The organism is Hyphomonas sp., from assembly GCF_046313735.1.
In the GTDB taxonomy this organism is placed as follows: domain Bacteria; phylum Pseudomonadota; class Alphaproteobacteria; order Caulobacterales; family Hyphomonadaceae; genus Hyphomonas.
In genome coordinates this window covers 1-18529 of the sequence record NZ_JBKBXW010000031.1, presented here as the reverse complement: position 1 = coordinate 18529, position 18529 = coordinate 1, and the positions used below count along the sequence as shown (strand labels likewise).

Sequence of the window (18529 nt, the reverse complement as noted above, 5' to 3'; positions counted from 1 at the left end):
GATGAGCCTGATCGACGACAGCGAGAACACGCCCGTCAATCCGCGCCTGAAGGACGGCGTGGCCACCATCAGCGACCTGATCGACGCGCGCTGGTCGCGCCGCGCCTTCCTCGGCGGCGTCGGCGCTGCCTCCGGCCTTGCGCTGTCCGCCTGCGGATCGGTTCCGGTGCCGTCCATGCCGTCCGTGCCCTTCATGGGCCGCGACCGCACGCCCGAACCCGCCCCCGCCGCACCGGAGCCGGCAGCGCCCGTCTTCGAGGGCCGCTTCCAGTTCGAGGAAATCGCGCGCGGCATGGATGGCCGCCACCATGTCGCCCCTGGCCACCGCGCTGATGTGCTGATCCGCTGGGGTGATCCGCTCTTCGCCGACAGCCCGCGCTTCGACCCCTACAACCAGACCGCCGCCGCCCAGCGCCGCCAGTTCGGCTACAATAACGACTATATCGGCTTCACGCCGCTGCCCGCCGGGGCCGATGGCAGCCGCCGGGGCCTCCTCTGCATCAATCACGAATACACGACCACCAACCTGATGCTGCCCGGCGTCACCGAGGGCTATCCGGACACGATGACGAAGGAGCTGTGCGAGGTCGAAATGGCCGCGCATGGCGGCACCATCCTCGAGATCCGCGAATCCGGTGGCCGCTGGCAGCCGGTCGTCCCCTCCGCCTATAACCGCCGCATCACCGCCGATACCACGCCCATGCAGGTCACCGGCCCCGCCGCCGGACATCCCCGGATGCGCACGAGCGAAGACCCCACCGGCACCCGCGTTGCCGGCACCATGAACAATTGCGCCGGCGGCATGACACCCTGGGGCACCTATCTGATGGCGGAGGAAAACTTCAACGGCAACTTCCTCGGCCAGCTGCCGGAAGACCATCCGGAGGCGGACAATCACAAGCGCTATGGCGTGCCCGGTGGCTGGTACCAGTGGGGCCGCCATTATGACCGCTATGACGTTTCGAAAGAGCCGAACGAGCCCAACCGTTTCGGCTGGATCGTCGAGGTGGATCCGATGGACCCTGCCTCCATGCCGAAGAAGCGCACCGCGCTTGGCCGCTTCAAGCATGAAGGCGCCGAAAGCGTGGTCGCCCCGGATGGCCGCGTCGTCGTCTATTCCGGCGATGACCAGCGCTTCGACTATGTCTACAAATTCGTGACGAAGAACCGTTTCGCTCCCGGCAATCGCTCCGCCAACATGAACCTGCTCGATGAGGGCACGCTCTATGTGGCCCGTTTCGATGCCGATGGCACGGTCGCCTGGATGCCGCTCGTCCACGGGCAAGGTCCGCTCACGGAGGAAAACGGCTTCGCCTCGCAGGCGGATGTGGTCATCGAGGCGCGCCGTGCCGGAGACCTGCTGGGCGCCACCCCGATGGACCGGCCCGAAGATGTCGAGCCCAATGCGAAAACCGGCCGCGTCTATGTCATGCTGACGAACAATGACCGGCGCACGGCGGAGCAGGTGAATGCCGCCAATCCGCGCGGCCCCAACCGGTATGGCCATATCATCGAGATCATCGAGCCCGGCGGCGATTTCACCGCCACCGCCTCGCGCTGGGAATTCCTCGTCAAGTGCGGCGACCCGGCAGACCCGCAGGTCGGCGCCATGTGGAATCCGGAAACATCCGTCAACGGATGGTTTGGTGCGCCGGACAATTGCGCGATTGATCCGCAGGGCCGCCTCTGGATCGCCACCGATGGCAATGAAGGCACCGGCGCGGTCGATGGCCTCTGGGCGCTCGAAACCGAAGGCGAGCGGCGCGGCACGGGCCGGCATTTCTTCCGCTGTCCTGAGGGCGCCGAAATGTGCGGCCCGCTCTTCCATCCCGATGGCGACACGCTGTTCCTTGCCGTCCAGCATCCGGGGGATGGCAGGGGCACCAGTTTCGAAAACCCGGCAACCCTCTGGCCGGATTTTATCGCCCGGATGCCGCCGCGTCCCAGCGTCGTCGTCGTCATGCGCGAAGGCGGCGGACAGATCGCCTGACCCATCCGCCCCCGGAAGGATTTCAGCGGCGCAGCAGGATGCGGTGGCCGCCCTCGCGGGTCAGCTCCAGCGCGCCGTCTGCGGTGATGCGCCAGGCCATCTCGCCCTGCAGCGCAGTGGTGAAGGTCCGCTCCTGATGGCTCAGCGCCTCAATGGTGCAGGCCCTGAGCGTTGAGCGCACCGGCCCGAAAGTGATCGTGGTTTCGCTGGCCGTATAGCTGCCGCCGATCGTGTTGCAATGGGTCGATCCCGTCATCTGGCCACCGGCCCCGAAGGTCAGCGTCAGGTTCGAGCGGTCGATCACACCGCCGCGATTGAGGTCTTCCACCTTCCAGGTCTCGCCCATCAGCACGGCCGGGTCGCCGCCCGCCGCGTCTGCCGCTGCATCCAGCCGCCGGGCGGTGAAGGCGATGCCATTCTCACCCCGGATGGTGATGGCGCCCAGCGCGTCTGCCTCCAGCCTTGCGGCGCCGGAAAGGATGCCGGCGAAGGTGGTCTCCTGCTCCATCACGCCCGGTGCCATGCAGGCCATCCGCGTCATGCCGATGCCGGAGAAGGTGAGCGCGCCGCCCGCCTGTTCATACTGCCCGAAGAAGCGGTTGCAGCCCGTGGTGCCGTTGATCTGTCCGTCCCCGGTAAACTTGATTCGCGGCTCTGACCCGGTGATGACTGCGACGCCGCCCATCGCCTCGACCAGCCATTCGGTGCCGGCAAGGTCCGGTGCGGCCGGGGCGGGGGCAGGGTCCGCAGCCGGGGTGCTCGGTACACGGATCATCACCAGCTCGCCCGCATCCACCGTGCCGGAGGAGGCGACGCGATGCACCGTGTCAGTCGTCCAGAGGAGGGCGCCATCGGGCCCGCGCACCGTTGCGCGCAGGGTATAGGTGCCGCGCGGGTCCAGCGTGTCGATGACGCGCAGGGTGAAGCGTTTGGGCACGCCGCGATCATCCAGGCTGTCGGACCAGTCCGCCAGGCTGATCGACGGGGCATCGGCGCGCGAAGTATCAGACAGTTCCACCTTCAGCATCGATCCTTTCGGCGCGGCCATCCGCTCGCGATAGGTGGCGCTTCCCGTCACGATCAGGCTCGCCGCCGCCAGCTCCGCCGGGGCGGGGGCCGGGGTCACGCAGGCGGCAAGTGCAACCCCACCGAGCAGGAAGATGGGAAGGATCATGGCGCGGGCAGGGGGCAGGCGGGACATTCAGGAAATCCTTCATTTTTATGTAGGTGCCGCGATCAAACCACACCTCGATGACAAATCCGTGGCAGCGCAACCTGCGCGGAATGCCGACTGCGAGCCCCGATTGACACCCGATAACATGTCGCTACCAGAAGACGAAACGACGATCATTGAAACGCACGCGGGGGGGCATGCGACCAGGCGAATCCAAACCCATCAACCGGTCCAACTGGCTCGAAAGACTTCCTGAGGCATTGCGGGAGGATGTCCTCAACTCTTGCGTGCGGCTGAAATACAAGCGCGGCCGCCACCTGTTCCGCCAGGGCGATCCGGCGAACGGCATCTATTGCATCCTGACCGGGGAAGCGCAGGTCGTCGGCACCACGATTACGGGCCTCGACATTCTCGTCTCGGTCCTGCGCGCCAATGACTGGACGGGCTATCTCGCCTGCACCGATAAGGGCAATTACACCTTCTCGGTGATCGCCAGCCAGCCTTGCGAAGTGCTGCATGTGCCGCTCGCCGCTGTGCGGCGCATCTTCATGAGCGATGCTGATGCCTTCCGCCTCTTCGTGCTGCCGGAAATTGCGTCGACGCGCGCAACCTATCAGCATTTCGTCGAAAACCTCGCCTTTACGCCGCTGCAACGCCTCGCACGGCGCCTCATCGACCTGACCTCCGCCCCTCATGGCGAGGAGCGGGTCTCGGACTTCATCAGCCCGATCACGCAGGACCAGCTCGCCCTGTCCATCATGACTTCGCGCCAGTGGGCCAACCGCCTGCTGCAGCATATGGAGCAGGCAAAGCTGATCGCCATTTCGCGCGGGCGCATCGATATCCTCAACCGCGACGCCCTCCTGACGCTCGCGGTGCATGGCGAAAGCGGCTTCACCGTCGCGGAACCTGCCGACAGCGCAGCAGAAGACCTGCCCCGCGACCCCGCCTGAAATCAGCGCGCCAGCGTGCAGAGTTGCGGGTCGCCGCCGCCGCTGGCGAAAGCGAGGCGGGCGGTGCCGGTGGCGGTGTCGTGCTGGCGTTCGAGCAGCAGGTCGCCATTTGAGAATTGCTCCGCGCTGCTGCCTGAAGCATCGACCTTGCGCAGCCGGGCGCTCTCGCCGGTGGGGTAGGTAATATAGGCCGCGCCCGTTTCGATCGCGAGGATAACCCGCTCGCCGCCGCAGACATGCGCCGCGCCGCCCGGGGTGATCAGGGCGGCGCGCAGCAGGGCGTCAGGATCGGCGAGCCGCATGGAAATGCCGGTCAGGTCCTGATCCGAGGCGATCCGCACCGGGGCTTCGGTGGCATAGAGGACCACCGGTCCGGATTGCACGCGCAGGCGCAGGCGGTAGGGGCCTTCATCGAGGCTGAAAGTGGGCGGCAATTCCACCGCAAATGCCAGCGGGCCGGGGCCCGGCGGCACGGCGGTGTCCAGCCGGAAGGCCGCCTCTTGGGCGGTGGACATTTCGGCGCGGAATTCGGCCACAAGGCGCGCATCTTCGGGCAGGCTGACGCCATCGGGCAGGGCCGCTTCGCCGGTCAGGACGAGGCGCAGCAAAGGCAGGTCCGGACCGGCAGGGGTCACCGGCCCGGACACCGGCGCTGTTGCCCCCGGAGAGGGCGCGCAGGCAGCGAGGGCGAGGAGGAGGCAAGCGCCCGCGCTGCAGACCTGTCCGTTCAAACCCTTAGAAAACATCAGGAATATCGTCGATCTCGGCGATCATCTGCTCCCCGCATCCGATGATCACGCGGCTGTAGCCATGGGCCGGCAGGGGCGCCGACCAGCTGAGGGAATGGGTAACGATCGCCTGGGTGGCCATCCCCTCCGGCGCGATGGGCACAAGGCGCAGGCGCAGGGCCGGAACAGCCGACCGGTCGAGCGGGCCTTCCTGCCAGTCGAAACTGTAGCCGCCGCTGCGGGTATCGACTTCGCCGGCGACATGGATGGTGGCGACGGCACCGGGGCCGGGCATCCGGTTGATCCAGGCCGACCAGCCGCGTGTTTCGTAGATGCCCTGGCATTCGGGAGTGATCCTGACCACGGGCGGCGCCTCCTCCTGCGGCCGGGGGGCCGGTTCGGTTACGGTGTCAGCCAAATTCGCAGGCGGAACATCGCCCGCAGGCGCGAACATCTGGCAGGCGCCAAGCGTGAGCGCGGCTGCGGCGAGCAGGAATGGGCGATAGGCGGCGCGGACCATGAGTGTCCCCCCTCAATCCGTAGGTTACAGGAAAGCACAGGCTGAGATGGAGGTTTGTCAATTTTAGGACACTGACCCTCACAGTCTCGTAATCCGGCAACACCTGTTGCCCGAAAGACACGGGGGGCGGACGGAGGCGGCGGCAGGTCCACACTCTCGAAAACCCGCACCGCAATTCTGCTGGGTTCATACGGGTCTATCCCGCCCGTTTTGCCCATCGATGCTGCAGTTCGTGAAATCGTATCCGACCGGGTTCCGGGCGGGGTTATGATGGCTTCATGACGAAGCAAGACACCCACCCCGGCCTGCCGAAGCCTCCCCCGCCCCAGACTCCCCCGCCCCAGACTCCCCCGCCGCAGACTCCCATCCTCCGGGCTTTCCGCCCGGGCTCCCCGCGAGAGCTTCGCTGCATCCGCCTTGGCTGGTTGTGCGGCATGGCCATCGCGGGGATTGCGGCCCTGATACAGCGTCATCCCTCGACCGTCCGCAGACGGATTAAAGCGCACGGGCTCGATGCGCCGGAAACCCCTGGCGAAACAGCCCGCCTCGCGGTCGAGATGATGTGGTGCGAACTCGCCGAAGCCGTGCTGCGGGGCGAGACGGCGGCTGTGAAGGAGGCGGTGGCGCAGATCGGCAAGGCGGCCCCGGCGGCGTCGCGGGCGGCGCCTGCAGCGGGCCGGGGCGGGGCCGGCGGGAGCGACATTGGCGGCGAGGGGGCGGGCGCGTCAACGGATATGGAAACGGAGCAGGATGACTGGAGACACGGCGCCCTCGGAGACCTTGAACGCATGGTCGCCCTGGATGAGGGATACGAGGAAAAGGCTCAGGCGCCTTCTGGCCGCCGGAGACGCGGGACGGCTGCCGCCGCGCGTGCAGAGGCTGCTGGCGGCCCACCCCTTCCTGGCGCTCGCCCGCGATACACAGGCGCCGCCGCCGGACCTCTCGCGGACATGGTTGCTTTCGGGCGGACGTGGCGCGGGAAAGACACGGGCGGGCGCCGAATGGGTCCGCTGGGCGGTGTTGCAGGCGGGCTATCGCCGGGTGGCGCTGGTGGGGCCGACCTTCTCGGATGTGCGCGAGGTGATGATCGAGGGGCCGAGCGGGTTGATCCCGCTGGCGGCGCAGCGGGCGGACCGGCCGCTGTGGCAGCCCTCGCGCCAACGGCTTGAATGGCAGAACGGCGCGGTCGCCTATGGCTTCTCGGCGGAAGACCCGGAGGCGCTGCGCGGGCCCCAATTCGACCTGGCCTGGTGTGATGAGGCGGGCGCGTGGGCCAAGGGCGAGGCGGTGTGGACGAACCTTCAGCTGGCCCTGCGCCTTGGCCACAAGCCTCTCTCCCTGGTGACGACGACCCCGCGCGCGACCCCGCTGATCCGCAAGCTGATGGCCGATCCGCTGGTGGCGCAGACGCGCACCGCGACGGCGGAGAATGCCGCGCACCTCGCGCCCGGATTTGTCGGGGCGATGATCGAGGCCTATGGCTGCACGGTGATCGGGCGGCAGGAGCTGGACGGGGAGATGATTGACGACCCGCCGGGCGCCCTGTTCCCGCGCGCGCTGATCGAGGCCGGGCGGGTGGAGGCGGCGCCGCTGAACCTTGAGGATTGTATCCTGGCGGTTGACCCGTCGGTGTCGTCGAAGCCGGGGGCGGATGCGTGCGGGATCATCCTGGCGGGCAGCCTGGAGGGGAAGGCCTATGTGCTGGGCGATGCCTCGGCGCCGGGCCTGTCGCCGATGGACTGGGCGCAGCGCGCGGCAAGCCTTGCGGAGATCGGCGGGGCGTCCTGCATCCTCGCCGAGGCCAATTAGGGCGGGGAAATGGTGCGCGAGGTGATCGCGATGACGGGCACGCGCATCCCCGTGCGGCTGGTGCACGCGCGGCTCGGCAAGCGGGGGCGGGCGGGGCCGGTCGCGGCGCTCTACCAGCAGGGAAGGGTCTGCCATGCGGGCAGCTTCCCGATTCTGGAGGACCAGATGTGCCGCTTCGGAACGGAGGAACAGGCGGGCTCACCGGACCGGGTGGACGCGCTCGTCTGGGCGATCTGGGCGCTGCTGATCGACGGGCGCGGGCCGAGGGTGCGGGTGGTGGGGTGATGAGGTGGGGTGTGGTGCGTTGGGGCTTCCCCCTCCGTCAGTCCGCTGCGCGGCCTGCCACCTCCCCCGCTTCGCAGGGGAGGATGAAGTTGCACCCAGACGCCCTCTTATCCTCCCCCGCTTGCGGGGGAGGTGCCCGAAGGGCGGAGGGGGCCTAAAACCCGCTGTCTCCGTCACGGCCGATGGCCAAAGGCCATCTGGCCGCCCATCTCCGTTGCGGGCCGTTGCGCTTCGGGGGCATGTCAGGAGATGGGCCCCCTGATGACCTGCGGTCATCGGGGGTGACGAACATCAGGACTGTTGCGCGTTGAATTCTCGCCCAGACAAAGCAGGAGCGGCCTGCCCCTGCACCTTGCCCCATCGGGCGGGGGCGCTTAAGCGGCTGGGAGATGGTGAAGATCACGCCGAAATCTATGCGCCGGGTGCATGTGGCGCCGGACCTGGCGGTGCCGGGGGGGCGCGCGCGGGCGTGGCGGGAGCTTTACCTCGGCGATCATCATTTCCTGCGGGCGGGGTTTTCCAACCTGCACCGGATTTCAGACGAGATGTGGCGGTCGAACCAGCCCTCGCCGGCACAGATCCGGGCGCATGGCGAAAAGCGCGGCATCCGCACGATCCTGAACCTGCGCGGGCCGAGCACGAAGGGGTTTTACCTCCTGGAGAAGGAAGCCTGCGAGGCGGCGGGCATCGAGCTGGTGGATTTCCAGCTGTTCTCGCGCGAGCCGCCTTCGCGGGAAAAGATTTTCGCGGCGCAGGAGCTGTTCGGGCGGATTGCCTATCCGGCGCTGATGCATTGCAAATCCGGCGCGGACCGGGCGGGGATGGGGGCGGTACTGTATAAGCTGCTGCGCGAGGGCGTCCCCTTCGAAGAGGCCGCAGGGCAGCTTTCGGGGCGCTATCTGCACATCCGGCAGGGCAAGACCGGCGTGCTGGACGCCTTCTGCGAGGCGTATGTGCGCTTCAATGAGGGGCGGGACCGGGCGGCGTGGAAGCCGTTTCTGGACTGGGTGGCCGAGGATTATGACGCCGCGGCGGTGAAGGCGGAGTTCCTTCAGCGCCTCGGCAAGGGGCCGCAGCTGGACGCGATCCTCCGGCGGGAATAGGGGCCTGTTCAGGCGGGCCGGGGTGTGAGAGCACTGGCGGAGCTTCAGGGAGTCGCAGGCGATGAGACGGGCAGGAATTTCGGCACTTCTGGCGCTGCTGGCGGCCTGTGGCACGCCGGGGCCGGGCGATCATCAGGTGCTGGTGGAGAGCTGCGTCGCGGCCGGGGAGAGCGAGGCGGCGTGCCTCTGCCAGGCCAACGCGCTGCAGCAGAACCTTGAGCCGGACCTGTTCGCCAAAACGGCCGACCGCGTGGGCCGGCAGGGCGTGAAAGTGGAAGCATTCATCGCCGAACTCGCCTCAGCGGAGGAGATGCTTGCCTTTTCTGCAGCAGTGGAGGACATGATGGCCTGTCCGCTGACCGGTGCGGGCGGCTAGGGGCGGGCGAAGTGCAGCGCGGCCTTGCAAGTCAGCGCCGGGCAGCAGAATGTGAAGGCGCTGGATACGGGGGCCGCAGAATGGCAGCCTGCCCAGAATGGGACTGAACAAGGAAGGGGATGTCCATGAAGTTCATCATTATCAACAGCTTCCGGACGGTGGTCTATATTGCGTATATCGCAATCATCATCGGCGGCATTTCGCTGGGGATCTACCAGCAGGGCGCCTTCACGGGCGAGCTGATCGGGCTTGAGGGCACGCTGGCGCAGATTGCCGATATTGCGCTGTTCTCGCTGGGCGGCTGGGTAGCTTCCGGGCTGATCTGCGGCCTGATCGTGACGCTGCTCGACATCCGCGACGATATTAACGACCGCCTGCCCGACGCACGCCGGGACATGTAGGTTTCTCCTCCTCCTGCCCGGTTTGGGGCGGGTGCATCTTTCTTCAAGCCGCCGGGCCGGGCGCCTGGCGGCTTTGTTGTGGGTGGAGCGCGCAGAGCAACAACCACCGGGGTTCGACACCCCCGATGACCGCAGGTCATCAGGGGGCCCATCTCCTGACATGACCGCCCAGCTGAACGGTGAGGGCCGGAGATGGGCGGCCAGATGGCCGTTGGCCATCGGCCGTGACGAAGGGGGTGGGGTCGGGGACCATCCACCGAGGGGGTTGCGCTGTAGCGGGAGTTGCGCGGGGGCGCGGGGCGGTCCATCTAGCTGGGATGACTGATTCAGCTGTGAAACTTTCGCCGGAGGAGACCCTGTCCGGCCTTCTCGATCATTGTCTCAAGGCCGGCGCGGATGCAGCCGATGCGCGGTATGGCGTCTCCGGCAGCGTCAGCGTGTCGGTGCGTAAGGGCAAGCTGGAGGGCATCGAGCGGGAGGAGAATGCCGGCATCTCGCTGCGCTGTTTCTTCGGCAAGCGGCAGGCGCATGTTTCGGGCGCAGACCTTTCGCGCGAGGGGCTGACGGCGCTGGCGGAGCGCTGCGTGGCGATGGCGCGGGCCGTGCCGGAGGACCGGTTCTGCGGTCTGCCGGAAGCTGCGCTGCTGACGGGCGGGCAGACGCGGCTGGACCTGACCGGCGAGGCGGAGCTGAGCCCGGAGACGCTGGAGGCCGATGCGCTGGCGGCAGAGGCGGCGGCGCTGGCCGTGCCGGGGGTCAAGACGGTGGCGGGGTGCGGGGCCTCGTGGAACCGCTCGTCCAGCTGGGTCGCGGCGACCAATGGCTTTCGCGGCCACAAGACCGGCACCTCGGTGAGCCTTGGCCTCGCGGCGGTGGCCGAGCGCAATGGCCAGATGGAGCGCGACTATGACAGCTGGTCGGTGCGCCGGCGCAGCGACATGCCGGCAGCGGCGGATATTGGCCGCACGGCGGGCGAGCGCACGATTGCCCGCCTCGGCGCGCGAAAGCTGGCGACACAGAAGGCGGCGGTGATCTTCGACCGGCGGGTGGCCGATTCCCTGATCGGGGCGTTCCTGAGCGCGATTTCCGGCCCCTCGGTGGCGCGCGGGGTGAGTTTCCTGAAGGACCGGATGGGCGAGGCCGTGTTCGCGCCCGGCATCTACATCACAGACGATCCGGCCCGGCCGATGGGGATGGGCAGCCGGCTGTATGATGGCGAGGGCCTGCCGGTGCGCGAGACGCACCTGATCGAGGATGGCCGGCTGACGGGGTGGCTCCTGAACCTGCCGTCTGCGCGCCAGCTGGGGCTGGATCCCAACGGATTTGCCTCCCCGGGCTTTGGCGACCCGCCGGGGGTGTCGACCTCCAACGTCTACCTGCGGCCGGGCAAGGACTCCCCCGGCGCGCTGGCCAAGGCGGCGGGCAAGGGCCTGCTGGTGACCGACATGTTCGGCCCCTCGATCAATCCCAATACCGGGGACTATTCCGTCGGCGTTGCCGGATTCTGGTTTGAGGACGGGGAGATTGCCTGGCCGGTTTCGGAAGTGACGGTGGCGGGCGAGCTGCCGTCGATGTTTGCGCGGCTCATTCCGGCGAATGATCTGGAGCTGCGGGGCACGCGGGATGCGCCGTCCATCCTGATCGAGGGCATGAACCTTGCGGGCAGCTGAGCGCACGCTCGAGGAAGACCTTGGCCGCATGATGGCGCTGGCGCGCGAGGCGGGAGACCTGGCGCTGTCTCATCTGGCGGGCGGCCAATCCGCCGAGGCCTGGAACAAGCCGGGCGGGCGCGGCCCCGTGACTGAAGCCGACCTGGCGGTGAACCGGCTGTGCGCCTCTGTGCTGCAGGGCGCGCGGCCGGACTATGGCTGGCTGTCGGAGGAGACCTTCGACGAGCCCGGCGCGCGCGACCGGGCGCGGGTCTGGGTGGTGGACCCGATTGACGGCACCCGGGCCTATATCGACGGCACGCCGGACTGGTGCATCGGCCTTGCCATCGTGGAAGAGGGCGAGGCGGTTGCGGGGGTGATCTACGCTCCTGTGACCGGCGAGCTTTATGCCGCGCGCAAGGGGGCCGGGGCGTTCCTGAACGGGGCGCCCATGCGGGTTTCGCTGCGCCGGGAAGAAGCGGGCCTGCGCCTGATTGCGAACGAAGGGATGGTGACCCATCCCGGCTGGCCGGAGCCCTGGCCGCCTGTGGAACTGGCGCGGCCGAAACCGAATTCGACGCTGCTGCGGCTGGCGCGGGTTGCGTCCGGCCATTGGGACGCCGCGCTGGTGCTGGGCGAGAAGGCGGACTGGGATGTGGCCGCCGGCGCGGTGCTCGTTGCCGAGGCAGGCGGGCTGGCGACGACCCACCGGGGCGAGCGGTTGGTGTTCAACCAGGCCGTTGCCGCCCAGCCGAGTGTGGTCGCCTCTGGAAACGGGCTGCATCCCTTGTTATTGCGCCGTTCCAGCGTGGTGAGGTTGCCGGACCCGCAGGCGCGGGCACCGGCCCGGCCAGACGGGCCAGACCGGACAGGTCAGCCTGACCGCGCGCGAGAGCCTGCCCCTGAACCGCCTGCGCTGAAGGAAGCGAACAAGATGAGCCCGACCCAGACCCAAGGCAAACAGCTGCTGCATATCGTGTTCGGCGGGCGGCTGAAGGATGTGACCGGCGTGGAATTCGCCGACCTTACGCAAATGGATTTTGTCGGCGCCTTCCCAAACTATCAGGCCGCCTATGATGCCTGGAAGGCGGCTGCGCAGCGCACGGTGGACACCGCCGAGATCCGCTATTTCATCCTGCATGCCCACCGCCTGCTCGACCCCGCGACAGGGGACCATCATAACGTCTGACCCCGCCCCCCGGCCGGCGAAGCGGCGCAGCCTGCTGCGCGTTTTCCGCGCACACTTCTGGCCGCAGCGCGCCTGGTTCATCGGCGGGGTGCTGATGGCGCTCGCCTCGGCGGGCTTCAGCATCGGCTATATCGCCGTGCTCGATTTTATCGGCAACGAGCTGCAGAACGACATCCGGCAGGAGGCCGCAGGCGTGGAAGCGCCGGTCGGCTGGATCTGGGGCGGCATCCTGGCGATCATCCTGCTGACGGCGGGACGGGCGCTGACGATGTATGCCATGACGCTGCTCAACAATACCGGCGTGCAGCGCGGGCTCGTCGGTATGCAGACGGTTCAGTTCGATGCGCTGACGGATGGGGATTTTGCGCGGCTGTCGGGGGACGCTTCCGGCGGGTTTGTCTCGCGCTTCATCAATGACATCGTGGCGATCCGCGAGGCGGCGCTGCGCTTTGCCAACAACTTCCCCAAGAGCGCGGCGACGGTGATCGGCGTGCTGGCCTGGCTGTTCTGGAAGGACTGGCAGCTGGCGCTGATCATTGCGGTCGTCTATCCGCTGGCGCTGGGGCCGGTGGTCTCGCTCGGCAATTCCGTCCGTAAACGGGCAAAACGCGAGCAGGAGCAGACAGGCGAGGTGACCTCGCTCCTGACCGAAGGATTCCAGGCGGCGCGCGTGGTGAAGGCGTACGGCCTCGAAGACTGGCAGAAGACGCGCGCGGCGAAGGGCTTTACCGAACGCTCGCGGCTTTACCTGAAAGTGCTGTCGAAGCGCGCAGGCGTGGACCCTGTGCTGGAAGTGTTTGGCGGGCTGGCGCTGGCGGCGCTGCTCGGCTTTGTCGCCTGGCGGATTGCGAATGGCGAGAGCACGCTGGGCGACCTGCTGGGCTTTATCGCGGCGGTGGGCATTGCGGCGCCGGAAGTGCGCGCGCTGGGCGCCATCGGCGCGGTGGCGCAGGAAGGCGCAGCGGCGGCAGACCGGGTGCTCGACATCGTGGACACGGCGCCGAAGGTGGCCGACCGTCCGGGTGCGGAGACGCTATCCTCCGTGCGCGGCGAGATCGAGTTTGACGATGTGCGCTTTGCCTATCCGGACGGGACCGAGGCGCTGAAAGGCCTGACCTTTACCGCGCGGCCCGGCGAGACGGTGGCCATCGTTGGCGCGTCGGGGGCGGGCAAGTCGACCGTGTTCAACCTGCTGATGCGGCTTTATGATGCCTCGTCCGGCCGTGTACGGATTGACGGGCGGGATGTGCGCGAGGTGACGGGCGCGAGCCTGCGCGCGCAGATGGGCCTTGTGGCGCAGGATGCGGCACTGTTTGACGACACGATCGGGGCGAATATCGGGCTCGGCCGGATCGGCGCGGCGCAGGAGGAGATCGAGGCGGCGGCGAAGGCGGCCTATGCGCATGATTTCATCCGTATGCTGCCGGGCGGCTATGAGGCGCCGGCGGGAGAGATGGGGCGCAGCCTCTCGGGCGGGCAGCGCCAGCGGATTGCGCTCGCGCGCGCCATCCTGCGCGGGGCGCCGGTGCTGCTGCTGGACGAGGCGACCTCGGCGCTGGATTCTGAAAGCGAGGCGCGCGTTCAGGCGGCGCTGGCCGAATTCGGCCGGGGACGGACGGTGCTGATTATCGCGCACCGGCTGTCCACCGTGCGCTCGGCCGACAGAATTCTTGTGATGGAAGAAGGCCGCGTGGTGGAAGAAGGCACGCATGGCGAGCTGATGGCCGCCGGCGGGGCGTATCGCCGGCTGGCGGAGCTGCAGCTGAGCTGATTTTTCATCGCGCCTCCCTTGGGGGAAGGGGTTTTAATCAGTCGCCGGTGAAATCGGGGCTTCGTTTTTCGAAGAAGGCCTTGACGCCTTCCTTGAAGTCTTCGGTCTGTTGCATCAGGGCGAAGGCTTCGAGGTCGCGGTGGGCGGTGGCTTTTGCCAGGGCAAGGGCGGCGATGTTGGTGTCGTGCTTGACCATTTTGAGCGCTGTGGGCGGGAGCTTTGCAGCGGCGGCCGCGACTTCGGCGGCCTTGGCGAGTGCGGTGCCGGGCGGGGCGAGGTGGTCGTAGAGGCCCCAGTCGAGGGCGGTCTGTGCACTGATCTTTTCGCAGAGGCCGGCGATGCGCTTGGTGCGGGCCGGGCCGACAAGGGCGGTGAAGCGGGGGATGGAGCCCCAGCTCATATTCATGCCGCGCTCGACTTCCGGGACATAGAAGGTGGCCGCGGTGGAGGCGACACGCAGGTCGCAGGAAGCGGCAAGCGCCGCGCCGCCGCCGACGCACCAGCCTTCGATGGCGCAGATCGTCAGCGCGTCGACAGTTTCCCAGGCTTCGCACATGGACGGGCCATTGCGCAGGCGGACGCGGCGTTCGGCGAGGCCGAGCTTGCGCACGTCTGCGCCCTCAGGGTCGCGCAGGTCGGCGCCGAGGGTGAAATTGTCGTCGCGGCCCGCAAGGATGGCGGCGGAGATGGTGGGGTCGCCGTGGAAGAGGCGGGCGGCTTCGGTGAGTTCGCGCATCAGCTGCTGGCTGAGGGCGTTGGCCTTCGAGCCAGTGTCGAAGCGGACAGTGGCGACGCGGCCTTCGGTCTCTATACGGACGAGTTCCATCACGGGTCAGGCGGGCGGGCCGGAGGGGCGTTCCTGCGGGAGCAGGGAGGCGGCATGGCGCAGGAAGCGGACGAGTTTCTCGGCGCTTTCGGCGCCCTGCACGGCGACGCGGCGATTGGCGATATAGGTCGGCACGCCGGAGATGCCCATTTCGCGGAAGGTGTCTGCCTCGGCGCGGACGGCGTCGGTATCGGCGCCGCTGGCGAGGAGGTCCCTGACAATGTCCGGGTCGAGATCAATCTCGCGGGCGATGGAGACAAGCTCGCTGTGCTGGCCGATGTCGCGGGCGTCGCGGAAATAGGCCGTGAACAGTGCTTCCTTGGCGGCAGCGCCCTTGCCCTGGCCCTGCGCCCAGCGCACGAGGCGATGCGCATCGAAACTGCTCGGGCGGCGGGTTATGGCGTCGAAGCGGAAGGGGATGTTCTCGGCCTCGCCATACTCGATCAGGGCCTGGCGCATCATGGCCATCCGCTCGCGTCCTTCGGGCGAAGTGATGCGGGCGGACATGTAGGATTTGTAGTCTGTGCCGCCCGGCGGGATGGTGGGGTCGAGTTCATAGGGGCGGAAGAAGAGTTTCACCTCGACCTCCGGCGCCTCGGCCATCGCGGCCTGGATGCGGCGCAGGCCGAGCCAGCACCAGGGGCAGACGAGATCGGATACCATTTCGAGCGCGACGGTCATGCCGCGCTCGCAGCGCGGGGCGCTTCGGCCTTCGAGGTGGCCATGGCGAGGACGCGGGGGTAGCCGCGCTGGACTTCCATGCTGCCGGTGACGCCCTTTGCGGCGAGGGCCTTGTGGATGCGGCCGAGGCGGTAGCACGGCACATGCATGAACATGTGATGCTCGCAATGATAGTTCACCCAATAGGGCGCGATGAGGAGGCCTTCGAGGGGGTTGGCGAGCGTCGTGCGGGCATAGCGCATGGGATCGTCATTGTCCGGAACAACGGCGTGTTCGGCGATGTTGCGCAGGCGGGTGACGAGCATCATCCAGGTGGCCATCGGCAGGAGCCAGAGGAGGAGATAGGCCCACCAGAGGCCGAGGGTGATCAGGACGGCGAGGATCACGGCATTGGTGATCAGCATCGGGATGACCGCCTCGCGGGCCGACTGGGCGCGGTTCTCGGCGCCGGGGCCTTTGCGCAGGCCGAGGCCGAGGGCGTTGGCGAACTGGTTGGAGCGCTGCTTGAGGAAGGTCTGGCCCGTCAGGTCACGGAATATCTTCCGGCGCAGGGATGAGCGCGTGACGGGGAAGGGTCTCGACAGGATGAGGTCGGGATCTTCGGCCTGCTGCACGAATTTGTGATGGGTGAGATGGTAGGCACGGTATGCCTTCAGGTGGCCGCCCATGGGGGCGCCGCAGAGCCAGTGGCCGAGGAAGTCGTTGACCTTCGCGTTGGGGTGCAGGGCGCCGTGGGCGGCGTCGTGCATCAGGATTGTGAGGCCGAGCTGGCGCGCGCCGATCAGCATGATCGAGACCGGCAGGAACCAGAGCGACCAGGCCGAGAGGGCAATTGCGCCCGCGATGATGGCCCAGCCATGCAGGATCAGCAGCGGGCCCATCCAGCCATTGCGGGTGGAGAGGCGCGCCCATTCCTCACGGGTGAAGAGGTCCAGCGGGCGGATGCGGGCAGCAGCGGGCATGGCGTAAGTATAGGCGAAGCTGACGCGCCCGTCACGTATGACGCCGCGTCTGCCGGGGGAGCAGGGTCAAGGCGTGGCGGGCGGCGCTTCGGGGGGCTCTCCGGCTTCGCTGCCGGGAGGCGGGGCGCCGTCGAGGAAGAGCGAGCGCGGCTGGTGGAAGGTGGTGAGGAGGGCCGAGGCGAGGAGGCCGGCGGCGAGGATGGCGCCGGCGGGTACGTTGGCCTTGAACATGGCGAGGGCGCGGCCTTCGCCCTTGGTGGAGAGGGTCCAGGCCTGCCAGGCGCCGTGGGCGAGGAAGAGGAGGGCGGCGAGCGCGCCGAGGCGGCCGGCGCCCTGCTGCCAGGCGGCGAAGGCGACCAGCGCGGCGGCGCCGATATGGAAGGCGAAGGCATAGGTGACGGCCCGGGCGCCAAACAGGCGCGCGGTGGAGCGCACGCCGATCAGGGCGTCGTCTTCCCGGTCCTGCAGGGCGTAGATCGTGTCATAGGCGATCGTCCACAGGACGAGTCCGGCATAGAGGAAATAGACCGGGCCGGTGATCTGCGCGGCGGCTGCGGCGCCGACAAAGACGCCCCAGTTGAAGGTGAGGCCGAGCCAGGCCTGCGGCCACCAGGTAACGCGCTTGGTGAAGGGGTAGACCGCCACCAGCGGCAGGGCGAGCAGGGCGGCGACCTTCGCGTCCCAGGGCAGGGCGAGCCAGATGAGGAACGCTGCGCCAAGCTGGGCGAGGAGGAAGAGGTAGGCCTGCCGGACGGTCACCGCGCCGGAGGGGATGGGCCGGGCGGCGGTGCGCGCGACGCGGCCGTCAATGTCGCGGTCGGTGATGTCGTTCCAGGTGCAGCCCGCCCCGCGCATGGCGACGGCGCCGATGAAGAAGAGGACCAGCCAGACAGGGTCCATCCAGCCGAGGCCGGCGGGGATTTTCGCAAAGGCGATGCCCATGACGCAGGGCAGGTAGAGCAGCCAGATGCCGACCGGCCGGTCGAGCCGGGCGAGCATGGCATAGGGCTGCCAGCGCGGCGGCAGGCGGGACAGCCAGCCGGGCAGCGCGGAGTCGGCGGGGATCGCGAAGCCCCCTGTTTCATCGTCGTGGCGGGTGTAACTCATCGCCAGCGGATATAGAGGATTTGGCATCTGCCCGCACCGGTTGTAGTTTCAAATCCACAATCCGTGATGCAAAAACCACACCTGACAGACCCGCCCCCCTCAGCCTATAGGGCCGACATGCCGACCATTCCGCGCCTTTATGTCGATAACCCGCTGAGCGAGGGCGCTGTACTGGCGCTGGGCGAGGAGGCGGCCAATTACCTGTCGCGGGTCTTGCGTCTTGGCATCGGGGGCGAGGCGCGGCTGTTCAATGGCCGGGACGGGGAATGGCTCGCGCGGATCGAGGCGGTGGGCTCGCGGCGGATCGACCTGTTGCTGGCGCAGCAGACGCGGGCGCAGCCGCAGGGCGGCGGGCCGGGGGTAACGCTGCTGTTCGCGCCGGTGAAGAAGGATGAGACCGACCTGATCGTCGAGAAGGCGACGGAGCTGGGCGCGGGCGCGATCTGGCCGGTGCTGACCGAGCGGACGCAGACGCGGACCGTGCGGCTCGACCGGTTCCGCAAGATCGCGCTCGAAGCTGCCGAGCAGACCGAGCGGCTGGACCTGCCGGAGGTGGCGGAGGTGCAGGCGCTGCCCCGGGCGCTGGAGGCGCTGGGGCCGGGCACGGCGCTGATCTATTGCGATGAGGCGGGCGACGAGGCGGGCGATAAATCTGGCGCGGCCTGGGGCGGGGCGAGCGGGCGGGCGGGGCCGATGCTGGAGGTGCTGCAGGGGCTGAAGGGGCGGGATGCGGCGATTCTCGTGGGGCCGGAGGGGGGCTTCACTCCGTTCGAGCGGGCAGGCCTGCGCGGGCGGAAGGATACCTTTCCTGTGAGTTTAGGCCCGCGCATCCTGCGGGCGGAGACGGCGGTGGTGGCGGCGCTGTCGCTGTGGCAGGCGGTGTGCGGGGATTGGGGGTAGCGCGTCCGGGGAGCAGGGGCTCCCCCCTCCGCCCCTTCGGGGCACCTCCCCCGCTTCGCAGGGGAGGATAGCGGCGTGGCTGCACGCACCCTTTTTCCTCCCCTG

The 18529-nt window shown here is 68.2% G+C and carries 18 protein-coding genes; 11 read left to right on the top strand and 7 right to left on the bottom strand.

Features of this window, described 5'->3' with window-relative positions; genetic code table 11:
- Position 1: 1 nt before the first annotated feature.
- A complete protein-coding gene (locus ACK4SV_RS14255) occupies positions 2–1990 on the top strand; it encodes a PhoX family protein (RefSeq protein WP_409918514.1) in 1989 nt (662 codons plus the stop codon).
- Positions 1991–2012: 22 nt separating this feature from the next.
- On the opposite strand, the gene ACK4SV_RS14250 is transcribed toward ACK4SV_RS14255, so the two are convergent.
- A complete protein-coding gene (locus ACK4SV_RS14250; RefSeq protein ID WP_409918513.1) occupies positions 2013–3191 on the bottom strand; it encodes an META domain-containing protein in 1179 nt (392 codons plus the stop codon).
- A 170-nt stretch (positions 3192–3361) separates the two neighbouring features.
- On the opposite strand from ACK4SV_RS14250, the gene ACK4SV_RS14245 reads away from it, so the two are divergent.
- Positions 3362–4117, top strand: a complete 756-nt coding sequence (locus ACK4SV_RS14245) for a Crp/Fnr family transcriptional regulator (RefSeq protein WP_409918512.1) — start codon at positions 3362–3364, stop codon at positions 4115–4117.
- A gap of 2 nt (positions 4118–4119) precedes the next feature.
- Here ACK4SV_RS14245 and ACK4SV_RS14240 read toward each other — a convergent pair whose 3' ends face one another.
- The gene (locus tag ACK4SV_RS14240; protein ID WP_409918511.1) at positions 4120–4752 is read right to left on the bottom strand and encodes a hypothetical protein; all 633 of its coding nucleotides are present in this window, start codon (positions 4750–4752) and stop codon (positions 4120–4122) included.
- Positions 4753–4852: 100 nt separating this feature from the next.
- Positions 4853–5365, bottom strand: coding sequence for a hypothetical protein (locus tag ACK4SV_RS14235; protein ID WP_409918510.1), 513 nt, complete (start codon positions 5363–5365; stop codon positions 4853–4855).
- A 750-nt stretch (positions 5366–6115) separates the two neighbouring features.
- Between ACK4SV_RS14235 and ACK4SV_RS14230 the strand changes: the two genes are divergently transcribed.
- The 8 genes from ACK4SV_RS14230 to ACK4SV_RS14195 all read left to right on the top strand — a co-directional run bounded on the left by ACK4SV_RS14230 (position 6116) and on the right by ACK4SV_RS14195 (position 13948).
- Positions 6116–7174, top strand: a complete 1059-nt coding sequence (locus ACK4SV_RS14230; RefSeq protein ID WP_409918509.1) for a terminase large subunit domain-containing protein — start codon at positions 6116–6118, stop codon at positions 7172–7174.
- A gap of 9 nt (positions 7175–7183) precedes the next feature.
- Entirely contained in the window at positions 7184–7459 is a 276-nt protein-coding gene (locus ACK4SV_RS14225; RefSeq protein ID WP_409918508.1) for a hypothetical protein, read from the top strand.
- 389 nt (positions 7460–7848) lie between these two features.
- Positions 7849–8562 (top strand): protein tyrosine phosphatase, encoded by a 714-nt coding sequence (locus ACK4SV_RS14220; protein ID WP_409918507.1) that lies wholly within the window; start codon positions 7849–7851, stop codon positions 8560–8562.
- Positions 8563–8623: 61 nt separating this feature from the next.
- Positions 8624–8938: a hypothetical protein gene (locus ACK4SV_RS14215; protein WP_409918506.1), complete on the top strand. Its 315-nt coding sequence runs from the start codon at positions 8624–8626 to the stop codon at positions 8936–8938.
- 125 nt (positions 8939–9063) lie between these two features.
- Positions 9064–9339, top strand: coding sequence for a hypothetical protein (locus ACK4SV_RS14210; RefSeq protein WP_409918505.1), 276 nt, complete (start codon positions 9064–9066; stop codon positions 9337–9339).
- A gap of 317 nt (positions 9340–9656) precedes the next feature.
- A complete protein-coding gene (locus ACK4SV_RS14205; RefSeq protein WP_409918504.1) occupies positions 9657–11009 on the top strand; it encodes a TldD/PmbA family protein in 1353 nt (450 codons plus the stop codon).
- Positions 10996–12177 (top strand): inositol monophosphatase family protein, encoded by a 1182-nt coding sequence (locus ACK4SV_RS14200; protein ID WP_409918503.1) that lies wholly within the window; start codon positions 10996–10998, stop codon positions 12175–12177. Before ACK4SV_RS14205 ends, ACK4SV_RS14200 begins: the two co-directional genes overlap by 14 nt.
- On the top strand, positions 12128–13948 hold the full coding sequence (locus ACK4SV_RS14195) for an ABC transporter ATP-binding protein (protein WP_409918502.1): 1821 nt from the start codon (positions 12128–12130) through the stop codon (positions 13946–13948). Before ACK4SV_RS14200 ends, ACK4SV_RS14195 begins: the two co-directional genes overlap by 50 nt.
- A 37-nt stretch (positions 13949–13985) precedes the next feature.
- Here ACK4SV_RS14195 and ACK4SV_RS14190 read toward each other — a convergent pair whose 3' ends face one another.
- The 4 genes from ACK4SV_RS14190 to ubiA form a co-directional block, all read right to left on the bottom strand.
- Complete coding sequence (locus tag ACK4SV_RS14190) at positions 13986–14774, bottom strand: enoyl-CoA hydratase/isomerase family protein (protein WP_409918501.1); 789 nt, start codon at positions 14772–14774, stop codon at positions 13986–13988.
- A gap of 6 nt (positions 14775–14780) precedes the next feature.
- Positions 14781–15455 (bottom strand): DsbA family protein, encoded by a 675-nt coding sequence (locus tag ACK4SV_RS14185; RefSeq protein WP_409918500.1) that lies wholly within the window; start codon positions 15453–15455, stop codon positions 14781–14783.
- A complete protein-coding gene (locus tag ACK4SV_RS14180) occupies positions 15452–16417 on the bottom strand; it encodes a fatty acid desaturase family protein (protein ID WP_409918499.1) in 966 nt (321 codons plus the stop codon). Before ACK4SV_RS14180 ends, ACK4SV_RS14185 begins: the two co-directional genes overlap by 4 nt.
- A gap of 66 nt (positions 16418–16483) precedes the next feature.
- The gene (gene ubiA, locus ACK4SV_RS14175; RefSeq protein WP_409918498.1) at positions 16484–17551 is read right to left on the bottom strand and encodes a 4-hydroxybenzoate octaprenyltransferase; all 1068 of its coding nucleotides are present in this window, start codon (positions 17549–17551) and stop codon (positions 16484–16486) included.
- 90 nt (positions 17552–17641) lie between these two features.
- Here ubiA and ACK4SV_RS14170 point away from each other — a divergent pair, with 90 nt between their 5' ends.
- On the top strand, positions 17642–18424 hold the full coding sequence (locus tag ACK4SV_RS14170) for a 16S rRNA (uracil(1498)-N(3))-methyltransferase (protein ID WP_409918497.1): 783 nt from the start codon (positions 17642–17644) through the stop codon (positions 18422–18424).
- The last annotated feature ends 105 nt before the right edge of the window (positions 18425–18529 follow it).

What these genes read in the sequence shown, in the direction of transcription:
- ACK4SV_RS14255 (WP_409918514.1), top strand. Translation starts at nt 2, where the DNA reads ATGAGCCTGATCGACGACAGCGAGAACACGCCCGTCAATCCGCGCCTG.
- ACK4SV_RS14250 (WP_409918513.1), bottom strand. Translation starts at nt 3,191, where the DNA reads ATGTCCCGCCTGCCCCCTGCCCGCGCCATGATCCTTCCCATCTTCCTG.
- ACK4SV_RS14245 (WP_409918512.1), top strand. Translation starts at nt 3,362, where the DNA reads ATGCGACCAGGCGAATCCAAACCCATCAACCGGTCCAACTGGCTCGAA.
- ACK4SV_RS14235 (WP_409918510.1), bottom strand. Translation starts at nt 5,365, where the DNA reads ATGGTCCGCGCCGCCTATCGCCCATTCCTGCTCGCCGCAGCCGCGCTC.
- ACK4SV_RS14230 (WP_409918509.1), top strand. Translation starts at nt 6,116, where the DNA reads ATGACTGGAGACACGGCGCCCTCGGAGACCTTGAACGCATGGTCGCCC.
- ACK4SV_RS14225 (WP_409918508.1), top strand. Translation starts at nt 7,184, where the DNA reads ATGGTGCGCGAGGTGATCGCGATGACGGGCACGCGCATCCCCGTGCGG.
- ACK4SV_RS14220 (WP_409918507.1), top strand. Translation starts at nt 7,849, where the DNA reads ATGGTGAAGATCACGCCGAAATCTATGCGCCGGGTGCATGTGGCGCCG.
- ACK4SV_RS14215 (WP_409918506.1), top strand. Translation starts at nt 8,624, where the DNA reads ATGAGACGGGCAGGAATTTCGGCACTTCTGGCGCTGCTGGCGGCCTGT.
- ACK4SV_RS14210 (WP_409918505.1), top strand. Translation starts at nt 9,064, where the DNA reads ATGAAGTTCATCATTATCAACAGCTTCCGGACGGTGGTCTATATTGCG.
- ACK4SV_RS14205 (WP_409918504.1), top strand. Translation starts at nt 9,657, where the DNA reads ATGACTGATTCAGCTGTGAAACTTTCGCCGGAGGAGACCCTGTCCGGC.
- ACK4SV_RS14195 (WP_409918502.1), top strand. Translation starts at nt 12,128, where the DNA reads ATGCCCACCGCCTGCTCGACCCCGCGACAGGGGACCATCATAACGTCT.
- ACK4SV_RS14190 (WP_409918501.1), bottom strand. Translation starts at nt 14,774, where the DNA reads ATGGAACTCGTCCGTATAGAGACCGAAGGCCGCGTCGCCACTGTCCGC.
- ACK4SV_RS14185 (WP_409918500.1), bottom strand. Translation starts at nt 15,455, where the DNA reads ATGACCGTCGCGCTCGAAATGGTATCCGATCTCGTCTGCCCCTGGTGC.
- ACK4SV_RS14180 (WP_409918499.1), bottom strand. Translation starts at nt 16,417, where the DNA reads ATGCCCGCTGCTGCCCGCATCCGCCCGCTGGACCTCTTCACCCGTGAG.
- ubiA (WP_409918498.1), bottom strand. Translation starts at nt 17,551, where the DNA reads ATGCCAAATCCTCTATATCCGCTGGCGATGAGTTACACCCGCCACGAC.
- ACK4SV_RS14170 (WP_409918497.1), top strand. Translation starts at nt 17,642, where the DNA reads ATGCCGACCATTCCGCGCCTTTATGTCGATAACCCGCTGAGCGAGGGC.